Below are 18,917 nucleotides of genomic sequence, written 5' to 3'. Positions count from 1 at the left end.
GAAGGGTGACTGAGGAAACGATCCAACTGGAACTGGACGACTCGGGTCTCGCGCCGGGCCTCCCGGCGCCGGCACACCCCCGCGATCAGGTGCAGGATGTCCCCTATCGCCCGGTCGAGTTCCGTGACGACGATCTCCCCGCGGCTCTGGAGCGCTGCGCCAAGTGGCTACGTCAGGCTCAGGAGTGGCTCGGCGAGCCGCTCGACGTCCTGGCCATCCACCTCGACTACGACGACCGCAAGGGTTCGCCGTACTACGACGTGAAGCTCCTCTGCAACGAAGAAGACCTCGCGGGCGTCCCGATCGCCATTCGCAACAAGAAGTAAGCAGGCCCGACAGCCGTCAAGACCGCCGGGAAAGGCGGTCTTGACGGCTTCTCGCGTTTCCGGGCGGGCTCAGCCGAGCACGCCGCCGACCTTCACGTGCCCCTTGAGCAGGTTGCGCGCGATCGTGCGGCGCTGGATCTCGTCGGTGCCTTCGTAGATGCGCAGCAGCCGCAGCTCGCGGTACCACCGCTCGACCGGCAGCTCCCGCGTGTAGCCCATGCCGCCGTGGATCTGCAGGACGCGGTCGACGATCTCGTTGGCCTTCTGGCCGCCGTACAGCTTCGCCATCGACTGCGCGTGCCGCGAGTCCATGCCCTGGTCGACCTGCCAGGCGGCGTTGAGCACGAGCCAGCGCAGCGCCTCGAGCTCGACGCCGGAGTCGGCGATCATCCACTGGATGGCCTGGCGTTCGGCGATCTTCTGCCCGAACGTCTCGCGGGTGTTGGCGTGCTCGATGGCCATCGAGATCAGCCGCTCGCACGAGCCGATCGCGCGGGCGGGCAGCAGGTAGCGGCCCTGGCCGATCCACTGCATGGCGAGCTCGAAGCCGCGGCCCTCCTCGCCGAGGATCTGCGTCTCCGGGACGCGGACGTCCTGGAAGATCAGCGACGCCGGGCCCCACTCGCCCATGGTGTCGATGTACTCGGACTTCCAGCCGGCCTCGCGGTCGACGAGGAAGCACGTGACGCCACCGTTCGCGCCCTTCTCCGGGTCGGTGATCGCGAAGACCATGGTGAAGTCGGCTTCGTTGCCGCCGGTGATGAAGGTCTTCTCGCCGTTGATGATCCAGTCGGTGCCGTCCTTGCGGGCGGTGGTCCGGATGGCCTTGGCGTCCGACCCGGCGCCCGGCTCGGTGATCGCGAAGCACGACTTGCGCTCGCCCGAGATGGTCGGCAGCAGGTAGGTCCGCTTCTGCTCCTCGTTGGCGTGGAACAGGATGTTGTCGGCGGCGCCGCCGAAGCGGAACGGCACGAAGGTGCGGCCGAGCTCGGCTTCGAGCAGCGCGGCCATCACGGCGGACAGGCCCATGCCGCCGTATTCCTCCGGGGTCAGCACGCCCCAGAAGCCGGATTCTTTCGCCTTGAGCTGGAGGTCCTTGAGCTCCTCGCCGGTCAGGCCGGGCTGGTGCGCGCGCTCGCGCCGCAGGACCTCCTGTTCGAGCGGGATCAGCTCGCGCTGGACGAACGTGCGAACCCAGTCGCGCACTTCACGTTCTTCGGTGCTGAGAGAGAAATCCATGACCTCGCCGCTCCTCCTACATGACTAAGCGCTCGCTTAGCGACAGGGTACCTCCTGAGTGCCGGGTAACCCCAGACCTCGGCCGGAAATCGTGACAACGGGGGCGGCCGCCCGGGAAGATCGGGGGCGTGATGGAGATCGTGGTCCGCTGGTCGCCCCCGCTGCCCGCCGAAGAGCGCTTCCTGCGCCTGCTGGACGACGTCGAGCAGGGGCGGTTCGAGGCGTACCGGCAGGACGCGGACAAGCGCCGGTTCCTCACCGGCCGCGTACTGGCCAAGACGGTCGCGGCGGAGCGGCTCGGCCTGGCGGTCGAGGCGGTGAAGTTCGACGCGACCTGCGAAGACTGCGGCAAGCCCCACGGGCGGCCCCGGATCCCGGGCGCGGACCTGACGTTGTCGATCTCGCACTCGGGCGAGCTGATCGGCGTCGCGGCGACCCCGTCGGTCCCGGTGGGCCTGGACGTCGAGACGGCGGGCCGCCGCGCGGACGACGGCCTGATCGAGTACGCGCTGAGCCCGGCCGAGGCGGCGCACCTGACGGGCCTGAGCGACGCGGAGAAGGCGCGCGCGTTCTTCGTCTACTGGACGCGCAAGGAAGCGGTGATGAAGGCCACGGGCAAGGGGCTGCGCATCCCGCTGCAGAGCATCACGTTCTCGCGTTACGACGAACCGGCCCGCCTGGTGTCGTCAGGAGACGCGGCGTTGGACCCGGCGACGACCCGGCTGGCGGACCTGAAGGCCGCGGACGGCTACCGAGCGGCCATCGCCGTGCTGACCACCGACGAGCTCTCGGTGACCGAGGAGCACTGGGTCCCGTAGCACCCGGCTCAAGCGCCCCAATGTGGCGTTGGTTGCGTCCAACGCACCCAATGTGGCGTTCGGTGCGTCTGACGCACCGAACGCCACATTGGGGCGCTCGGGGCCGTCAGACTCCGGTGAGGTCCTCCAGGCCCATCGCCGCCAGCAGCGTGCGGAACTTGGCCGTCGTCTCGTCCAGCTCCGCCCGCGGGTCCGACGCCGCCACGATCCCGCCCCCCGCGTACAGCCGCATCGACGTGGACGCGATCTCCGCGCAGCGGATCGCCACCGCCCACTCTCCGTCGCCCGCCGCGTCCACCCAGCCGACCGCTCCCGCGTAGTAGTCGCGGTCGAACGGCTCCAGCTCCTGAACCAGCTCACGCGCTCCCTCCGTCGGGGTGCCGCAGATCGCCGGGGTCGGGTGCAACGCCGCCGCGAGGTCCAAAGCCGTGATCTCCGGGTCGATCAGCTCGCCCGTGATCGGGGTGCGCAGGTGCCAGATCGCCGGTGTCGTGACCAGCTCCGGCCCCGCCGGGACGTCCAGCGTCCGGCAGAACGGCCGCAGCGCCTCGACGACGTAGTCGATCACCACCGCGTGCTCGAGCTGGTCCTTGCGGGACGTCCGCAGGGCCTCGCCGTTCGCGCGGTCGGTCGCCGGGTCGGCCGAGCGGGGCATCGAGCCCGCGTGCGGTGACGAGAACACCGTGCGGCCCGTTCGGCGCAGCAGCAGCTCGGGCGTGGCGCCGACCAGGGACCGGCCGCCGGGCAGCTCGGCGGCGTACGTGAAGTGCCGCGGATTGCCCACGGCCAGGTTGCGCACGATCCGCTCGGCGGAGACCGGCGCGTCGAACTCGAGGTCCAGGGCGCGCGCGAGGACGGCTTTCCGCAGGCCACGAGAGTCCAACGCGATGACGGCGGCACGAACGGACTCGATGTGCCGCTCCGGCGAAGGCACCGCACGGACGCGCACGGGCGCCGGGAGGACCTCGCGCGGCAGCGAAGGCGCGCCCTCGGCCCGGTGGACGGTCCGGGGCACGACGAGGTGGCCCGGCACCTTCGTGTCGGGCCCGGTGTCGAACGGCAGGACGCCGACGGCCAGCGGGGCACCGGTCTCGGCCAGGACACCGGGGATCGCCGAGGCGAGCCGCCGGGGGTCCGTCTCGGTCACGGTCCGGAGGGTGCCCTGCGCCAGGAGCGCGCGCTGGGCCGTCGTGAACAGGAAGTCGCCACGCTGGTAGCGGGCGGCGAGGTCGAGTGCCGGGGTCGCCGGGTCAGGTGAGCTCACCAGACCAGCGTCCCAGGCTTCGGGAGATCCGCGAGGGAAGTGTCGCTGACGACACTCCCCTCGCGGGAGCTCCCTGGTGACGGGCTACTTGAGCGCGTCGATGAGCGCCTCGCGCTGGCGCTCGCCCAGGCCGGCCGCACGCCGGTCCGGGTCGATGCCGGCCTGCTCGAGCAGGGCGGCGACCTTCACCGCGCCGAGGCCGGGGACGGCCTTCAGCAGCTGGGTGACCTTCGTCTTCCCGATGGTCTTGTTCTCCTTGGCCTGCTTGAGCACCTTTTCGATGCTCTCCTTGCCGGACTTGATCGACGCGAGCAGCTCCGAACGCGCCTTGCGAGCCTCGGCGGCCTTGGCCAGGGCCTCGGCGCGCTGCTCCGGAGTCAACGTAGGCAGAGCCAACGTAGTAGTCCTTTCCTCTCAGGTCTCCGCTTTCGCGGCCGACGGCTTTTGTGTGTGCTTGCTCCTGCAAGCGCTGGCCAGCCGTCTCTTACCACGGCCCCAGTAAACGCCACCGGCTTCGTGGCCGTGCAACCGACACGCACTTATTACCCCCGGAGGTGATACCGGGCAACCCGCTCCGGCCTGCGGAAACGCTCCCAAGAAGCGTCCAGAGTGGCCCGACTCACCCGGAAGTGAAGCCTCCACTACACCGGGTTCCGGCGCGCATTTCCTTGCCCACAACGAAAACCGCAAAAATTGTCGATCATGATCACCGTTCGCTCGTCGCCCGATCGCGCGACGACCGTGACCGAACGGAGCCGTTGTTGACCATGCCCGCTTCACCCGATCCGCACTAGAGTCGGCGCAACCCCAGTTCACCGGCGAACGACCCCCGGGAGCGACCATGTTGAGCACCATGCAGGACGGCCAGCTGTCGCTGGCGAACCTGCTCAAACACGGCACCTCGGTGCACTCGGCGAGCGAAGTCATCACCTGGACCGGTTCAGAAGCGCGTCGCGAGAGCTACGGCGACCTCGGCCGCAACGCCGCGCGGCTCGCGAACGCGCTCCGGAGCCTCGGCGTGACCGGCGACCAGCGCGTCGGCACGTTCATGTGGAACAACGCCGAGCACCTGGCCGCCTACCTGGCCGTCCCGGCGATGGGCGCGGTGCTGCACACCCTGAACATCCGGCTGTTCCCCGAACAGCTGGTGTTCGTCGCCAACCACGCCGAGGACCAGGTCGTCATCGTCGACGGCACGCTGGTCCCGCTCCTGGCGGCCCAGCTGCCGCACTTCAAGACGGTCCGGCACGTCATCGTGGCCAACGGCGACGCCGCGGCCCTGCAAGCCCCGGACGGCGTCGAGGTGCACTCCTACGCCGAGTTGCTGGCCGCCCAGCCGGACACCTTCGACTGGCCAGTGGTGGACGAGCGCTCGGCGGCCGCGATGTGTTACACGTCGGGCACGACGGGTGATCCCAAGGGCGTCGCCTACTCGCACCGCTCGATCTGGCTGCACTCCATGCAGGTCTGCATGAGCGACAGCATGAACCTCGCGCAAAGCGACAAGGCGCTGGCGATCGTGCCGCAGTTCCACGCGATGGCGTGGGGCCTGCCGTACGCGGCGCTGATGGTCGGCGCATCGCTGCTGATGCCGGACCGCTTCCTGCAGCCCGCGCCGCTGGCCGCGATGCTGGCCGCGGAGAAGCCGACGTTCGCCGGCGCGGTCCCGACCGTCTGGCAGGGCCTGCTCGCCCACCTCGAGGCGAACCCGCAGGACATCTCGCACCTGCGCGAGGTCGTCGTCGGCGGGTCGGCCGTGCCGCCGTCGCTGATGCACGCCTTCGAGGAGCGCCACAAGGTGTCGATCCTGCACGCGTGGGGCATGACGGAGACGTCACCGCTGGGCAGCGTCGCCCGGCCGCCGGCGAGCGCCACCGGCGAAGAGGCCTGGCAGTACCGCTACACGCAGGGCCGCTTCCCGGCGTCCGTGCGCGCGCGGCTGATCGGCGACTCCGGTGAGCCGTTGCCGTGGGACAACGAGGCCGTCGGCGAGCTCGAGGTCCAGGGCCCGTGGATCGCGGGCTCGTACTACGGCGGCTCCGACGTCGACCCCGACAAGTTCCACGACGGCTGGCTGCGCACCGGCGACGTCGGCAAGATCAGCCCCGACGGCTACCTGACGCTGACCGACCGCGCCAAGGACGTCATCAAGTCCGGCGGCGAGTGGATCTCGTCGGTCGACCTGGAGAACCAGGTCATGGGCCACCCGGCGGTGGCCGAGGCCGCGGTCGTCGGCATCCCCGACGAGAAGTGGGACGAGCGGCCGCTGGTCGCCGTCGTGCTCAAGGAGGGCCAGACGGCGACGCCCGAGGAGCTGCGCGACTTCCTCGCCGACAAGGTCGCGAAGTGGCAGCTGCCGGAGAACTGGACGTTCGTGGACGAAGTGCCCAAGACGAGCGTCGGCAAGTTCGACAAGAAGCGGATCCGCGCGTCCTACTCCGAGGGAAAGCTCGACATCGCCCAGCTCTAACGGGTAAATCTCCGGCGAGTCTTCATGCCTCTGCGGGCCACCATGAGGGACCCTAGCGCCTTCATGGTGGCCTTCAGAGCACGTCGGAGGGGTTCTGGGGATGCATAACAGGCGCAAGTTCTTGGCCCTGGCGGGTGTCGGCGCGCTGGCGACGGCGTGCGGGTCGAACACCGGGCGGCAGGGTGACCCGCCGCCTTCGACGGCTTATTCGGCGGGGCCGCCGCCGTCGGACACGCCGAAGGTCACGCTCCAGCAGTGGTACCACGCCTACGGCGAGGACGGCGTCCAGGAAGCCGTGAAGCGCTACGCGGCGAGCTACCCCGCCGCGACCGTCAACGTGCAGTGGAACCCCGGCGACTACGACTCGAAGATCGTCACCGCGCTGCAGAACAGCAAGGTGCCGGACGTCTTCGAGGCGCAGGTCAAGATCGACTGGGTGCGGCAGAACCAGGTCGTCTCACTCGACGACGTCATCGCGCCGGTGAAAGCCGACTTCAGCCCGGCGGTGCTGGCGGCGCAGACCGTCGAAGGCAAGGTCTACGGCATCCCGCAGGCCACCGACACGCAGGTGCTCTTCTACCGCAAGAGCCTGCTGCAGGCCGCGGGTGTGCAGCCGCCGCAGACGGTCGACGAGCTGATCGACGCGGCCGCGAAGCTGACCAAGGACGGCGTCAAGGGCTTCTTCGCGGGCAACGACGGCGGCGTCGGCGTGCTCACCGGCCCGCTGCTGTGGTCGGCGGGGCTCGACTACCTGAAGAACGGCAACCGCGAGGTCGGTTTCGACGACCCGCGCGCGGCGACCGCGCTGGCGAAGCTGCACACGTTGAACGCCAACGGTTCCCTGCTGCTGGGCGCGCCGTCGGACTGGTCGGACCCGGGCGCGTTCATCGACGGGCTCGCCGCCATGCAGTGGACCGGGCTGTGGAACGTGCCGAAGATCCGCCGGGCGTTCGACGACGACTTCGGCGTGCTGCCGTTCCCCAAGCTGGACGGCAGCGGCGCGCCGTCGGTCCCGGTCGGCGCGTACGGCGCGATGGTCAACGCGAAGAGCGCGCACGTCGCCGAGGCGAAGGCGTTCGTGAAGTGGCTGTGGGTGGACAACACGGCCGACCAGCTGGAGTTCGCGACGAAGTACGGCTTCCACGTCCCGGCGCGGCAGAGCCTGATCGACCGCGCGGACAACCTCAAGGCGGGCCCGGCCGCCGACGCGGCGCGGTTCGTCAAGGAGAACAGCCACCTGGTCGGCGGTCCGGTGTGGACACAGCAGTCGAACACGGCGCTGTCCGACGCGGCCGCGAAGATCGCGAAGGAAGGAGCGGACCCGGCAGCGCAGGTGAAGACCGCGGTCGAGGTCGCGAAGGCCGAGCTTAAGCGCCTCTTCGGATGAAGCGGCGCGACGCGCGCGCTTTCTGGCTGTTCGTCGGGCCGTTCCTGATCGGGCTGGCGATCTTCGCGTACCTGCCGATCGGCTGGAGCGCGTACCTGTCGTTCTTCGACGCGCGCAACACGGTGACGCCGACGGAGTTCGTCGGGCTGGACAACTACGGGCACATGCTCACCGACGAGCCGTTCCTGTCGAGCCTGGGGACGTTCAGCGTGTTCGCGGTGTTCATCGTGCCGCTGACGTTCGTGCTGTCGCTGGCGTTGGCCGTGGGCGTCAACCAGCTGCGGTTCGCGCGGGCGTTCTTCCGGTCGGTGTTCTTCCTGCCGTTCGCGTGCTCGTACGTCGTTGCTTCGCTGATCTGGAAGACGTCGCTGTTCTCGGGTGTCCGCTATGGACTGGCGAACACGGTGCTCGGCTGGTTCGGCGCGGACCCGGTGGCGTGGACGGGAACGGTGCACCCGCCGCTGTACTGGGTGGTGCTGGTGACGGCGCGGCTGTGGCTGCAGCTGGGGTTCTACATGATCCTGTTCATCGCGGCGCTGCAACGCATCCCGCGGCACCTCTACGAAGCGGCGTGGCTGGACGGCGCGAAGCCGGGCTGGCAGGTGTTCCGCTACGTGACGCTGCCCCAGCTGCGCGCGACGGCGGTGGCGGTGCTGCTGCTGAACCTGATCAACGCGTACCAGGCGTTCGACGAGTTCTACAACATCATGGGCGACGCCCGGGGCTACCCACCGTTCGCGCGGCCGCCACTGGTGTACTTGTACTACACGTCGCTGGGATCGGGCGGGCAGGACCTCGGCCGCGGCAGCGCGGGCGCGGTGATCCTGGCACTGATCATCGCACTGGTGACGCTGCTGCAGGGCCGGGTGCTCCGCTTCGGGAGGGCGTCGTGAGGGCGTTCTTCCGGTGGACTTCGTTGGTGGTGGCAGCGGCGCTCTTCCTGCTGCCGTTCTACCTGCTGCTGCGCAACGGACTGGCATCGCGCGCGGAGATCACGGCTCCACAGTGGACGTTCTTCCCGTCCACAGTGCACTGGGAGAACTTCTCGCGGCTGTTCTCCTCGTCCGACGTCCCGTTCGCGCGGAGCTTGCTGAACTCGGCGATCGTGGCGACGTCGCAGACGGCCGGCCTGCTGGTGATCTGCTCGCTGGCGGGGTATGGCCTGGCCCGGATCCCGTACCGGCATTCGCGCGCGGTGTTCTACGCGGTGCTGGCGACGCTGATGATCCCGACGTCGGTGACGTTCGTGCCGAGCTTCGTGGTGGTGTCGTCGCTGGGCTGGCTGTCGGACTTCCGCGGGCTCGTCATCCCGGGGCTGTTCAGCGCGTTCAGCGTGTTCCTGTTCCGGCAGTACTTCCTGGACTTCCCGCGCGAACTGGAGGAGGCGGGCCGGGTGGACGGGCTGACGCGCTGGGGCGTGTTCTGGCGGATCGTGGTCCCGAATTCGAAGGGGTTCTTCGCGGCGATCGCGGTGATCACGGTGATCGGCAGCTGGAACGCGTTCCTGTGGCCGTTGATCATCGCCCAGTCACCCGATTCGTGGACGGTCCAGGTGGCGTTGTCGGGGTTGCTGACGGCGCAGAACCCGCAGCTGAACCTGCTGTTCCTGGCGGCCGCGGTGTCGATCCTGCCGATCGTGCTGCTTTTCGTGTTCCTGCAGCGGTATCTGGTGCGCGGGGTGACCGAGTCGGGCCTTACCGGCTGAGTAACGTGGGGGGCCGTCCGGGCGACTTCGCCGGGGACGGACAGAGTGGGGGAACGGTGACCAGTTACGACCCTTACCAGCCGGATCGGCAGCTCCCTGCCCCGGCCGAGCCGGGGTACCCGCCGTCGGCGCCGCAGTACGCGGTCCAGCCGTACGTGAGCCAGCCGTACCCGGCGTACGGACCGCAACCGGTCTACGGCGCCCAGCCGTACGGCGCGTACCAGCCGCTGACCACCAGCGGCATGGCGGTGGCGGGCATGGTCGTGGGCATCATCGCCCTGGTCACGTTCTGGGTCCCGTTCGTCGACCTGCTCCTCGGCTTCCTCGCGATCGGCCTGTCGTGGGCCGGCATGGTCCAGGCGGGCCGGCCCGGCTACACCGGCAAGGGCATGGGCATCGCGGGTTTGATCTGCGGGATCCTCGCGGTCATCCCCGCGCTGATCGTGATGCTGTTCTTCTTCGGCCTGTTCGCCGCGGCCGGAACCGCGTGCGGTCTCGCCTGCTGACCAGAGCGGCGGAATTGACCACGACCTTCGGCGGTACACCCCGCCTCGACTCCTGTGACAGGGTGGACTGAACTGTCACGGTGAATGTTTTTCACGTTCACCCCGGAGAAGACTGGGGAGCGAACACACATGGCCGAACTCACCCGGCGCACCGTCGCCACCGCGGGCGCCGCCGGACTCGGGCTCCTGCTCTGCACGCCCGCCGCGAACGCCCTCGATCGCGCCCTGCGGCTCACGAGCACCCGCTCGGTCAGCACCGCCGGCACCACTCTCGAACAGGTCGCCGCCGGTGGGGGCACCTCGACCTACTCGCGGCTGTCCGCCGGGCCCGGCTGGCCGCTCGTCGTCCGCAGTGATCTCGCCACCCCGCAGAGCGGGCGCGACGACCGGCGGCGCGCCCTCAGCGCCTTCGTCCAGTTCACCGACCTGCACATCACCGACACCGAAAGCCCCGCGCGCTTCGAATACCTGCACCCCTTCATCGGCTCCGCGCACCGGCCGCAGGAGGCGCTCGGCACCGTCGCCACCAGCGCGCTCGTCGAGCGGGTCAACAGCGTGCGGCAGGGCCCGTTCACCGGGCGGCCGTTCGACCTCATGGTCACCACCGGCGACAACACCGACAACCACGAGCTGATCGAGCTCGACTGGTTCCTCAAGGTCCTCAACGGCGGCAGCGTCACCCCGAACTCCGGCGACACGAACACCTACGAAGGCGTCCAGAACTCCGGCAACCACGAGTTCTGGAACCCCGGCAAACCGGGCGGCGACGACTACACCGCGAAGGGCTTCCCGCAGATCCCGGGCCTGCTCGAAGCCGCGCTGAAGACGTTCACCGCGCCCGGCCTCGACGTCCCCTGGTACTGCACCTTCGGCAACCACGACGACAGCATCGTCGGCTCGCTGCCCGCGCGGATCCCCGGCATCGACGCCTGGTACACCGGCAAGTACAAGGTCATCGGCAAGGACGAGACCACCGCGAAGAAGCTGGCCACGGCCATCGAGAGCGGCTCGAGCGTGCCCGTCGCCGAGCTGTTCGGCGGCTCCGGCACCATCCGCGAGGTCACGCCGGACGCGCGGCGCCGCCCGTTCAGCACCGGCGAGTTCGTCCGCGCGCACCTCGACGCCGCCAACACCGGCCCCGGCCCGGTCGGGCACGGCTTCACCAGCGCCAACGCCGACGGCCAGAACGTCTACTACACCTTCCGGATCGCGCCGGGCATCACCGGGATCAGCCTCGACACGACGACCGACGCCGGGTTCGCGGACGGCTCGATCGGGCTCGCGCAGTACAACTGGGTCGAGTCGACGCTCAAGCGCAACAGCTCGACCTACTACGACTTCTTCGGCCGCAAGGTCACCCACGGCGTCACCGATGAGCTGTTCATCCTGTTCAGCCACCACACGAGCGGCTCGATGGGCAACCTGCTGCCGGACTCGCGCCACCTGCTCGACCCGCGCCTCGACGGCAACGCGTTCGTCGCGTTGCTCAAGCGGTTCCCGAACGTGCTCGCCTGGGTCAACGGCCACACGCACCGCAACCAGATCACGCCGCACGCCGGCAACACGCCGCAGCAGGGCTTCTGGGAGATCAACACGGCGTCGCACGTCGACTTCCCGCAGCACGCCCGGATCGTCGAGGTCGCGGACAACGCCGACGGCACGTTGTCGCTGTTCACGACGTTGATCGAGGCCGAGGCGCCGTACGCCGTGGACTACGACGCCCGGACGCCGCAAGCGCTTGCGTCGCTCTACCGGGAACTGTCCTACAACGACATCCACACCGACCTCGGCCGCGTCGGCGACGCCGCCGACCACAACACGGAGCTGCTCCTGGTCAACCCGCTCGCCTGACGCCTCGTGAGTGTTTAGGGCGGTTCTAACCGCCCTAAACACTCACGACTACCTGCGAGGTAATCGCCGCGCGGCGGGGTTTGCGGCAAGCTGCGGGCATGACCGATCCCGAGGGCACGCAGCTCTTCCACCGCTCCATGCCGTTCTCCGAACGCCTCGGCGTCGAGGTGCTGGAGCACGGACCGGCGCTCGTCCGCAGCCGCCTGAAGTGGGACGAGAGCCTCTGCACGCTCGGCGGCGCGCTGCACGGGGGCGCGCTCATGGCGCTGGCCGACTCGACCGGCGCCGTGTGCGCGTTCCTCAACCTGCCCGAAGGCGGCCAGGGCACCACGACCGTCGAATCGAAGACGAACTTCCTGCGCGCCGTGCGTTCGGGCTACGCCGTTGCGTCGTCCAGACCACTGCACGCCGGGCGCAAGTTCGTCGTGGTGGAGACCGAAATCCACGACGACGACGGGAAGTTGGTCGCGAAAGTGACACAGACCCAGGCTGTCCTCTAGACATCTGTTTACATACCCGGCCGGACCGGCGAAAATCCCTGCCTACTGGGTGGGTCGAGCGAGGAGCCGGGATGCGGGTACGCAGTCTGTTCACTTTATTGTCGGTTGTCGTGCTGACAGCTGTAACCACGCAGGTCGCCGAGGCGGGGCCGCGGAACGACGAAGCCATCGACTACCACGAGTGGACGGGCGGCCGCTTCCACGAAGGCGACTTCGCCGGGCTCGCGCTGACCAGGGACGGGCTGCGGATCACGAACCCGGTCGGCACGGTGGAGCACACCGAGCCGGAGCTGGGCACGACGAAGACGTACGAGTACAGCCAGTGGACGTCGCCGTCGTACCGGCAGGGCTTCGGGGCGACGCAGCTGGTCGCGTCGTGGAACGCGCGGACGCCCGCGAAGACGTGGCTGCAGGTCGAAGCGCAGGGCCGGACGTCGGCGGGCGCGGAGACCGGCTGGTACGTGATGGGCCGCTGGGCCAGCGGGGACGCCGACATCCTGCGCACCAGCGTCGACGGCCAGGACGACGCGAACGCCGCGGTCGACGTCGACACGCTGGTGATGAAGACCGGCGTGACGCTGAAGTCGTACAAGCTGCGGATCAGCCTCTACCGCGAAGCCGGGTCGGGCGCGACGCCGTCGGTGTCGCTGCTGGGCGCGATGACGTCGGCGGTGCCGGACCGCTTCGAGGTGCAGCCGACGAAGCCGGGCCGCGCGACGGGGATCGAGCTGAAGGTGCCGGCGTACGCGCAGAACCTCCACAAGGGACAGTTCCCGCAGTACGGCGGCGGCGGCGAGGCCTGGTGCAGCCCGACGTCGACGGAGATGGTGGCCGAGTACTGGGGCAAGAAGCCGTCGGCGGCGGAGATGAGCTGGATCCCGGCGGACTACGTCGACCCGTCGGTGGCGTTCGCGGCGCGCTACACCTACGACCACGCGTACGACGGCACGGGCAACTGGCCGTTCAACACGGCGTATGCGGCTTCGCGCGGGTTGCGTGGGCACATCACCCGCCTGCACTCGCTGAACGAGCTCGAGGACTACATCGTCCGCGGCATCCCGGTGATCACGTCCCAGTCATTCCTGGCGTCCGAGCTGGACGGCGCGGGCTACGGCACGGCCGGGCACATCATGGTGGTGGTCGGCTTCACCAAGGACGGCGACGTGATCGCGAACGACCCGGCGTCGAGCAGCAACGACCGGGTGCGCAACATCTACAAGCGCGACCAGTTCGAGAAGATCTGGCAGCGGACGAAGCGGTACCGCGCCGACGGGAGCGTCGCGAGCGGCCCCGGCGGCATCGCGTACATCATCACCCCGGCTTGACCGGAGCGGCGGGGCGCCCGACCGGCGCCCCGCCGTGCTCACCAGGTTTTGCCCGCCTGCTGCCCGGTCGTGCGGTTGATCCGGTTGAAGAAGTTCGCGAGCGCGATGTTCAGGGTGATCGCCGACAGCTGCTTCTCGTCGAAGTGCTTCGCGGCCGCCGCCCAGATCTCGTCAGTGACGCCGGGCGCGCCGTCCTGGAGGCGGGTGGCGGCTTCGGTCAGCGCGAGCGCCGCCCGCTCGGCCTCCGTGTAGAACGGCGTCTCGCGCCACGCCACGACGTTGTGCAGCCGCTCTTCGGTCTCGCCACGGCGCTTCGCCGACTGGACGCCGCCGTACACGCACGGGCTGCAGCCGTTGATCTGGCTGGCCCGCAGGTGGACCAGGTCGAGCACCAGCGGGTCGACCCCGCCGGCCTGCACCGCCTTGACCAGTTGCTGGATCGCCCCGAACACCTCGGGATCGCCCGAATCCTTGAGCCGTGCTGCCATGCTTCCTCCATCGGTTACCTGTGCCCCTCCGGGCTCGTCACCACCACGACGGAGCAGAACCGAGGAAGGTAACGACATGTCCGACCCGCTGGCCGAGGCGTTCGACGCCCGGCGCGACCGCCTGCGCGCGGTCGCCCACCGCGTGCTCGGCTCGCACGCCGACGCCGAAGACGTCGTCCAGGAGGCCTGGCTGCGCCTGTCCCGCCAAGACGCGGCGACCATCGAGAACCTCGACGGCTGGCTGACCACGGTGGTGGGCCGGATCAGCCTCGACGTCCTGCGCGCGCGGAAAGCCCGGCCCGAGGCGCCCTACGACGAGGTCGTGGTCGAGGTCGACGAGGCCCCGGCGCCGGAGGAGGACGTGGCGCTCGCCGACTCGGTCGGGCTGGCGCTGCTGGTCGTCCTGGAGTCGCTCGGCCCGCACGAGCGGCTGGCGTTCGTGCTGCACGACCTGTTCGCGGTGCCGTTCGAGGAGATCGGCCGGATCCTCGGCAAGTCGACGGCCGCGACGAAGATGCTGGCCAGCCGCGCGCGCCGCAAGGTCCGCACGCCGTCGGAACCGGCGGGGCGTTCGCAGCGCGAAGTGGTCCAGGCGTTCCTGACGGCGGCCCGCGACGGCGACTTCGAGGGGCTGCTGCGCGTGCTCGACCCGGAGGTCCGGCTGACGGTCGACACCCCGGACGGCGTGGTGGTGGTCCTGGGAGCGACGAAGGTGGCAGCGGGAGCGCGCTTCGGCGCGGCGGCGGGTGGCCGCACGGTGCTGGTCGGCGGCCTGCCGGGAGTGGTGGCGTGGCGCCCGGACGGGACGCCGCTGTCGGTGGTGGCGTTCACCGTGGCGGACGGGCGGATCGTCGGCATCGCCGCGGTCGCCGATCCGGTGAAGCTCGCGTCCATGGACCTGCCGGAGCCGCCCGAAACCGTCGGTGCCCCGGGGTAGCGTGGAAGCCGGGGCCGGAGGCACGCGCCCGTGGCACACTGCGAGCACCATGGCCCGCCCGCTGGTGTTCCTCGACGTCGACGGCCCGCTGATCCCGTTCGGCCGCAGCGACGGGCAGTACCCGGTCTTCACGGACACCGACCTCGGCAACCCCCTGCTGTCGCGGATCGACCCGGCGCTCGGCCCGCGGCTGCTGGCGCTCGGCTGCGACCTCGTCTGGGCCACGACCTGGCTCGACGAGGCGAACGAGTGCGTCGCCCCGCTGCTGGGCCTGCCGCCGCTCCCGGTGCTCGACTTCCCCGATGACGACGCCGTCGGCGGACTCCACTGGAAGACGCGGCGGATCGTCGAGTACGCGGCCGGCCGCCCGTTCGTCTGGATCGACGACGAGACGACCGCCGCGGACCGGTCCTGGGTGGCGAGCCACCACCCCGGTCCGGCGCTGCTCCACCCGGTCCAGGCGAGCACCGGCCTCACGTTCGACGACGTCGCCACCATCGCCGCCTGGCTCGGAGTTGCGTAACACGCACCTAGTTGCGCACAGGCCACCGAAGTCACTCATGCGGATGTCGCCATCCGCGCATGATCCGTGATTAGCTGCGGGCAGGACCAGCAGCGCGGCCGGGAAGGTGGATTCGCATGCCGTACGAGGTGCAGGGGGTTGTTTCGCGGGCCAAGGGCGAGCCCGTCTCGCTCGAGACCGTCCTCGTTCCCGATCCCGGCCCCGGTGAAGCCGTCGTGAACGTGCAGGCCTGCGGCGTCTGCCACACCGACCTGCACTACCGCGAGGGCGGCATCAACGACGACTTCCCCTTCCTGCTCGGCCACGAGGCCGCCGGGGTCGTCGAAGCCGTCGGCGAGGGCGTCACCGATCTCGAACCCGGCGACTACGTCATCCTCAACTGGCGCGCCGTCTGCGGCACCTGCCGGGCCTGCAAGCGCGGCAAGCCGTGGTACTGCTTCTCCACCTTCAACGCCGCCCAGCCGATGACCCTCGCCGACGGCACGAAGCTTTCGCCCGCCCTCGGCATCGGGGCCTTCCTCGAGAAGACGCTCGTCCACAGCGGACAGTGCACAAAGGTCAACCCCGAGGCCGAGCCCGCCGTCGCCGGGTTGCTCGGCTGCGGTGTCATGGCCGGGCTGGGCGCCGCGATCAACACCGGCGCCGTCACCCGCGGGGATTCGGTCGCCGTCATCGGGTGCGGTGGCGTCGGCGACGCCGCCATCGCCGGCGCGAAGCTGGCCGGGGCCACCACCATCGTCGCGATCGACATGGACGACCGGAAGCTCGACTGGGCCAACGACTTCGGCGCGACGCACACCGTCAACAGCCGCGGCCTCAGCGAAGAACAGGTCGTCGAGGCCATGCAGGACGCGACGAACTCCTTCGGCCCCGACGTCGTGATCGACGCCGTCGGCCGTCCCGAAACCTGGCGGCAGGCCTTCTACGGGCGCGATCTCGCCGGCACGGTCGTGCTCGTCGGCGTCCCGACGCCGGACATGCGGCTGAACGACCTGCCGCTCATCGACTTCTTCTCCCGCGGCGGCTCGCTCAAGTCCTCCTGGTACGGCGACTGCCTGCCCAGCCGCGACTTCCCGATGCTCGTCGACCTCTACCTGCAGGGCAGGCTGCCGCTCGACAAGTTCGTCACCGAGCGCATCGGCGTCGACGGCGTCGAGCAGGCCTTCGAGCGCATGCACCACGGCGAGGTCCTGCGCAGCGTGGTGACGTTCTGACCAGCGTCTTCCGGGGCCGAGCCCCGGACCCCAGCCGGGGGGCAAGCCCCCCTGGACCCCCCGAAAGCCCGTTGTTCACCGACGACGAATACCCGGCCGAGCCCTACCCTGGCACCCGGCCGGGCTACTCGTTCGTGCACGTCGACGGCGTCGGACACCCCCTGCAAGCCGCCCCCGCGGGCTGGCGCGACCGGACGGCCGTGCTGGCCTACGGCTCCAACGCGAACCCGTCGAAGATCACCTGGCTGCGCGCGCGCCTCGGGCTCGAAGGCCCGGTCGTGGTGGCGCACGCGCGCTGCGCCGGCCTCGCCGCCGTGTGGGCCGCCGGGTTCCGCGTCGTCGACGACCAGCGCCCGGCCACCCTGACCGCGATGGACGGCGTCGAAGAGCACGCCGTCTGGTTCGTGACGCCGGACCAGCTCGCCGTGCTCGACCGCTGCGAGGGCCGCGGCACGCGCTACCACCTCGCGCGGCTGACCGAACCCGACATCACCCTCGAAGACGGCACCCGGCTGACCGAGGTCTGCACCTACGTCGGCGCCGCGCCGATCCGCTACCCCCTGCTCGTCGACGGCAAGCCGGTGCGCACCGCCGACGTGCCCCAGGCTGAAGCGGCGTCGCTCGAAGGCGTCGCCGCGGACGGCCACGGTGTCCCGTGTGAAGTGCTCAGACCAGCTTCCCCGGGTTGAGGATTCCCGTCGGGTCCACAACGGACTTGGCCGCCCGCAGCACTTCGACGCCCAGCGAGCCGATCTCCGCCGCCAGGTAGGGCGCGTGGTCGACGCCGACAGCGTGGTGGTGCGAGATCGTGCCCAGTCCGCTGATCGCTTCGCACGCCGCCGCTTTCGCGCGCTGCCACTGTCCTATCGGGTCACTTCCGTCGCGCGCGGTCAGCACCGTGAAGTACAGCGACGCGCCGGTCTCGTAGGCGTGCGAGATGTGGCACATGACGATCGCCCGGCCCAGCGACGCCGTCAGCGCCGCGCGGACGTCGTCACGCAGCTCGTCCACATTGGACCAGTAGGCCGCGGTCTCCAGCGTCTCGACGCAGACGCCGCGGTCCAGCAACGCGTCCCGCTGCCTCGGCCCGGCAAACCGGCCGTGCCGCCACGACTCGCCGAGCGCCTTGCCGACGCGCACGGCACCCGCGGCCTTCAGCCGCCGCGCGGTCTCGCGGCGGCGCAGCGCCACGTCGTGCGCCGTGCCCTCCCAGCCGACGATGAGGAAGCACGGCCGCCGCACCCCGCGCGCGGCGAGGTAACGGCGCAGCGCCGTCGTCTTGAGGCCCGCGTTCAGCGCCAGCGACACCTCGGTCTCGTCCACATCGGACAGCCGCGTGACGTCGGCGAGCGCGTGGTGCTGCGCGAGGTCCCGCACGGCCGCCGCGCCCGCCGCCCAGCCCGGCAGCGCGTAACCCTCGTAACGCCGGACCGGCGGTTGTGGACGCACCCGCAGCGCGACCTCGGTGATCACGCCGAGCGTGCCCTCGCTGCCGACCGCGAGCTGGCGCAAGTCGGGTCCGGCGGCGGACGCGGGCGCGACGCCGAGCTTCCACTCGCCGCGCGGAGTCGCCAGCCGCACGCCGGTCACCATGTCTTCGAAGCGCCCGTAGCCCGACGACGCCTGCCCGGCCGAGCGCGTCGCGGCGAACCCGCCGATGGTGGCTCGCTCGAACGACTGCGGGATGTGCCCGAGCGTCAGGCCGTGCCCGCCGAGGAGCCGCTCGGCTTCGGGACCGCGGACACCCGCCTGCAGGACGGCGATGCGCGATTCGGCGTCGACCGACACGAGCGCGTCGAGCCGGACCAGGTCGAGCGCGATCACCGCCGTCTTGCCGCCGCGCAGCGCCGCGACGCCGCCGACCACCGAGGTGCCGCCGCCGAAGGGCACGACGCCGACGTCGTGCCGGACGCAGGCCTCGAGCACGGCCTGGACCTCGTCCGGATCGGCGGGCAGCACGACGGCGTCGGGCACCGGGAAGTCCGCGGTGGGCGAACGGCGGCGCAGCAGGTCGAGGTAGGACAGTCCGGTGGCCCGCGCGAGCCGCGCCGCGTCGTCCACCAGCACGTTTTCCGCGCCGACCACCTTCGCGAGCGCGTCGGACGCAGCTTCCGAAAGTTTCGGTGACGGTATTTTCACCGACTCGTTCGCTTCCGGGGCAGCACTGGGAGCGATCGGACCGATACGCTGGTCGAGCCACCTGGCCGCGCGCACGGGCAGCTGGGCGGCGTCGGCGGCTTCCGGGGTCCAGGACCGCCGGAGGCGGTGGTCAATGAGCGCGTTCACGACTACAGTGTGACATATGGACGTTAAACGTCACACCACGCAGACCGCGGGATCCTCCGCGCTCGCGGACACCCGCAG

Annotated in this window: 19 protein-coding genes; 14 read left to right on the top strand and 5 right to left on the bottom strand. The window is 70.2% G+C overall.

Annotated elements, in window-relative coordinates; translation table 11 throughout:
* The first annotated feature begins 5 nt into the window (after positions 1-5).
* On the top strand, positions 6-326 hold the full coding sequence (locus QP939_RS18940; RefSeq protein ID WP_206785157.1) for a hypothetical protein: 321 nt from the start codon (positions 6-8) through the stop codon (positions 324-326).
* 69 nt (positions 327-395) lie between these two features.
* Here QP939_RS18940 and QP939_RS18935 read toward each other — a convergent pair whose 3' ends face one another.
* On the bottom strand, positions 396-1,565 hold the full coding sequence (locus tag QP939_RS18935) for an acyl-CoA dehydrogenase family protein (RefSeq protein WP_285458104.1): 1,170 nt from the start codon (positions 1,563-1,565) through the stop codon (positions 396-398).
* A 131-nt stretch (positions 1,566-1,696) separates the two neighbouring features.
* Between QP939_RS18935 and QP939_RS18930 the strand changes: the two genes are divergently transcribed.
* On the top strand, positions 1,697-2,383 hold the full coding sequence (locus QP939_RS18930) for a 4'-phosphopantetheinyl transferase family protein (protein ID WP_414641737.1): 687 nt from the start codon (positions 1,697-1,699) through the stop codon (positions 2,381-2,383).
* A 106-nt stretch (positions 2,384-2,489) separates the two neighbouring features.
* Here the strand turns inward: QP939_RS18930 and QP939_RS18925 are convergent, their stop codons facing one another.
* The gene (locus QP939_RS18925) at positions 2,490-3,647 is read right to left on the bottom strand and encodes an isochorismate synthase (RefSeq protein WP_434219654.1); all 1,158 of its coding nucleotides are present in this window, start codon (positions 3,645-3,647) and stop codon (positions 2,490-2,492) included.
* Positions 3,648-3,731: 84 nt separating this feature from the next.
* Positions 3,732-4,043, bottom strand: a complete 312-nt coding sequence (gene mihF, locus QP939_RS18920; protein WP_051767699.1) for an integration host factor, actinobacterial type — start codon at positions 4,041-4,043, stop codon at positions 3,732-3,734.
* Positions 4,044-4,488: 445 nt separating this feature from the next.
* Here mihF and QP939_RS18915 point away from each other — a divergent pair, with 445 nt between their 5' ends.
* The 8 genes from QP939_RS18915 (at position 4,489) to QP939_RS18880 (ending at position 13,391) form a co-directional block, all read left to right on the top strand.
* On the top strand, positions 4,489-6,117 hold the full coding sequence (locus tag QP939_RS18915; protein ID WP_285458102.1) for a long-chain fatty acid--CoA ligase: 1,629 nt from the start codon (positions 4,489-4,491) through the stop codon (positions 6,115-6,117).
* 100 nt (positions 6,118-6,217) lie between these two features.
* Positions 6,218-7,504, top strand: a complete 1,287-nt coding sequence (locus QP939_RS18910) for an ABC transporter substrate-binding protein (protein WP_285458101.1) — start codon at positions 6,218-6,220, stop codon at positions 7,502-7,504.
* Positions 7,501-8,397 carry a carbohydrate ABC transporter permease gene (locus tag QP939_RS18905; protein WP_285458100.1) on the top strand — a complete coding sequence of 299 codons (897 nt, stop codon included), beginning with the start codon at positions 7,501-7,503 and terminating at the stop codon, positions 8,395-8,397. The genes QP939_RS18910 and QP939_RS18905 overlap by 4 nt, the downstream gene beginning before the upstream one ends.
* Positions 8,398-8,426: 29 nt before the next feature.
* Positions 8,427-9,209, top strand: coding sequence for a carbohydrate ABC transporter permease (locus QP939_RS18900; RefSeq protein ID WP_285459789.1), 783 nt, complete (start codon positions 8,427-8,429; stop codon positions 9,207-9,209).
* A gap of 56 nt (positions 9,210-9,265) precedes the next feature.
* Complete coding sequence (locus QP939_RS18895) at positions 9,266-9,715, top strand: DUF4190 domain-containing protein (protein ID WP_285458099.1); 450 nt, start codon at positions 9,266-9,268, stop codon at positions 9,713-9,715.
* 129 nt (positions 9,716-9,844) lie between these two features.
* A complete protein-coding gene (locus QP939_RS18890; protein WP_285458098.1) occupies positions 9,845-11,566 on the top strand; it encodes a TIGR03767 family metallophosphoesterase in 1,722 nt (573 codons plus the stop codon).
* A gap of 98 nt (positions 11,567-11,664) precedes the next feature.
* Entirely contained in the window at positions 11,665-12,066 is a 402-nt protein-coding gene (locus QP939_RS18885) for a PaaI family thioesterase (protein ID WP_072476116.1), read from the top strand.
* A 71-nt stretch (positions 12,067-12,137) separates the two neighbouring features.
* Positions 12,138-13,391, top strand: a complete 1,254-nt coding sequence (locus tag QP939_RS18880; RefSeq protein WP_285458097.1) for a C39 family peptidase — start codon at positions 12,138-12,140, stop codon at positions 13,389-13,391.
* A gap of 38 nt (positions 13,392-13,429) precedes the next feature.
* On the opposite strand, the gene QP939_RS18875 is transcribed toward QP939_RS18880, so the two are convergent.
* On the bottom strand, positions 13,430-13,879 hold the full coding sequence (locus QP939_RS18875) for a carboxymuconolactone decarboxylase family protein (protein WP_285458096.1): 450 nt from the start codon (positions 13,877-13,879) through the stop codon (positions 13,430-13,432).
* Positions 13,880-13,955: 76 nt separating this feature from the next.
* On the opposite strand from QP939_RS18875, the gene QP939_RS18870 reads away from it, so the two are divergent.
* From QP939_RS18870 to QP939_RS18855, 4 genes are all read left to right on the top strand, one after another.
* Positions 13,956-14,816: a sigma-70 family RNA polymerase sigma factor gene (locus tag QP939_RS18870; RefSeq protein WP_285458095.1), complete on the top strand. Its 861-nt coding sequence runs from the start codon at positions 13,956-13,958 to the stop codon at positions 14,814-14,816.
* A gap of 49 nt (positions 14,817-14,865) precedes the next feature.
* Entirely contained in the window at positions 14,866-15,339 is a 474-nt protein-coding gene (locus tag QP939_RS18865; protein ID WP_285458094.1) for an HAD domain-containing protein, read from the top strand.
* A gap of 116 nt (positions 15,340-15,455) precedes the next feature.
* Complete coding sequence (locus tag QP939_RS18860; protein ID WP_285458093.1) at positions 15,456-16,553, top strand: S-(hydroxymethyl)mycothiol dehydrogenase; 1,098 nt, start codon at positions 15,456-15,458, stop codon at positions 16,551-16,553.
* 134 nt (positions 16,554-16,687) lie between these two features.
* Entirely contained in the window at positions 16,688-17,242 is a 555-nt protein-coding gene (locus tag QP939_RS18855; protein ID WP_285459788.1) for a gamma-glutamylcyclotransferase family protein, read from the top strand.
* Here the strand turns inward: QP939_RS18855 and QP939_RS18850 are convergent.
* Positions 17,220-18,839: an FAD-binding oxidoreductase gene (locus QP939_RS18850; protein ID WP_434219653.1), complete on the bottom strand. Its 1,620-nt coding sequence runs from the start codon at positions 18,837-18,839 to the stop codon at positions 17,220-17,222. The genes QP939_RS18855 and QP939_RS18850 overlap by 23 nt on opposite strands.
* Positions 18,840-18,917: the final 78 nt, after the last annotated feature.

Origin of the sequence: Amycolatopsis nalaikhensis, assembly GCF_030264295.1 — a bacterium.
Classification (GTDB): Bacteria; Actinomycetota; Actinomycetes; order Mycobacteriales; family Pseudonocardiaceae; genus Amycolatopsis; species Amycolatopsis nalaikhensis.
The sequence above is the reverse complement of the archived record's forward strand: the minus strand, read 5'-3'. Positions and strand labels throughout refer to the sequence as shown.

Bases quoted from the DNA above. Each gene is read 5' to 3' on its own strand.
- QP939_RS18910 (WP_285458101.1), top strand. From the start codon at position 6,218: ATGCATAACAGGCGCAAGTTCTTGGCCCTGGCGGGTGTCGGCGCGCTG.
- QP939_RS18860 (WP_285458093.1), top strand. From the start codon at position 15,456: ATGCCGTACGAGGTGCAGGGGGTTGTTTCGCGGGCCAAGGGCGAGCCC.
- QP939_RS18935 (WP_285458104.1), bottom strand. From the start codon at position 1,565: ATGGATTTCTCTCTCAGCACCGAAGAACGTGAAGTGCGCGACTGGGTT.
- QP939_RS18865 (WP_285458094.1), top strand. From the start codon at position 14,866: ATGGCCCGCCCGCTGGTGTTCCTCGACGTCGACGGCCCGCTGATCCCG.
- QP939_RS18930 (WP_414641737.1), top strand. From the start codon at position 1,697: ATGGAGATCGTGGTCCGCTGGTCGCCCCCGCTGCCCGCCGAAGAGCGC.
- QP939_RS18915 (WP_285458102.1), top strand. From the start codon at position 4,489: ATGTTGAGCACCATGCAGGACGGCCAGCTGTCGCTGGCGAACCTGCTC.
- QP939_RS18875 (WP_285458096.1), bottom strand. From the start codon at position 13,879: ATGGCAGCACGGCTCAAGGATTCGGGCGATCCCGAGGTGTTCGGGGCG.
- QP939_RS18905 (WP_285458100.1), top strand. From the start codon at position 7,501: ATGAAGCGGCGCGACGCGCGCGCTTTCTGGCTGTTCGTCGGGCCGTTC.
- QP939_RS18870 (WP_285458095.1), top strand. From the start codon at position 13,956: ATGTCCGACCCGCTGGCCGAGGCGTTCGACGCCCGGCGCGACCGCCTG.
- QP939_RS18890 (WP_285458098.1), top strand. From the start codon at position 9,845: ATGGCCGAACTCACCCGGCGCACCGTCGCCACCGCGGGCGCCGCCGGA.
- QP939_RS18885 (WP_072476116.1), top strand. From the start codon at position 11,665: ATGACCGATCCCGAGGGCACGCAGCTCTTCCACCGCTCCATGCCGTTC.
- QP939_RS18880 (WP_285458097.1), top strand. From the start codon at position 12,138: ATGCGGGTACGCAGTCTGTTCACTTTATTGTCGGTTGTCGTGCTGACA.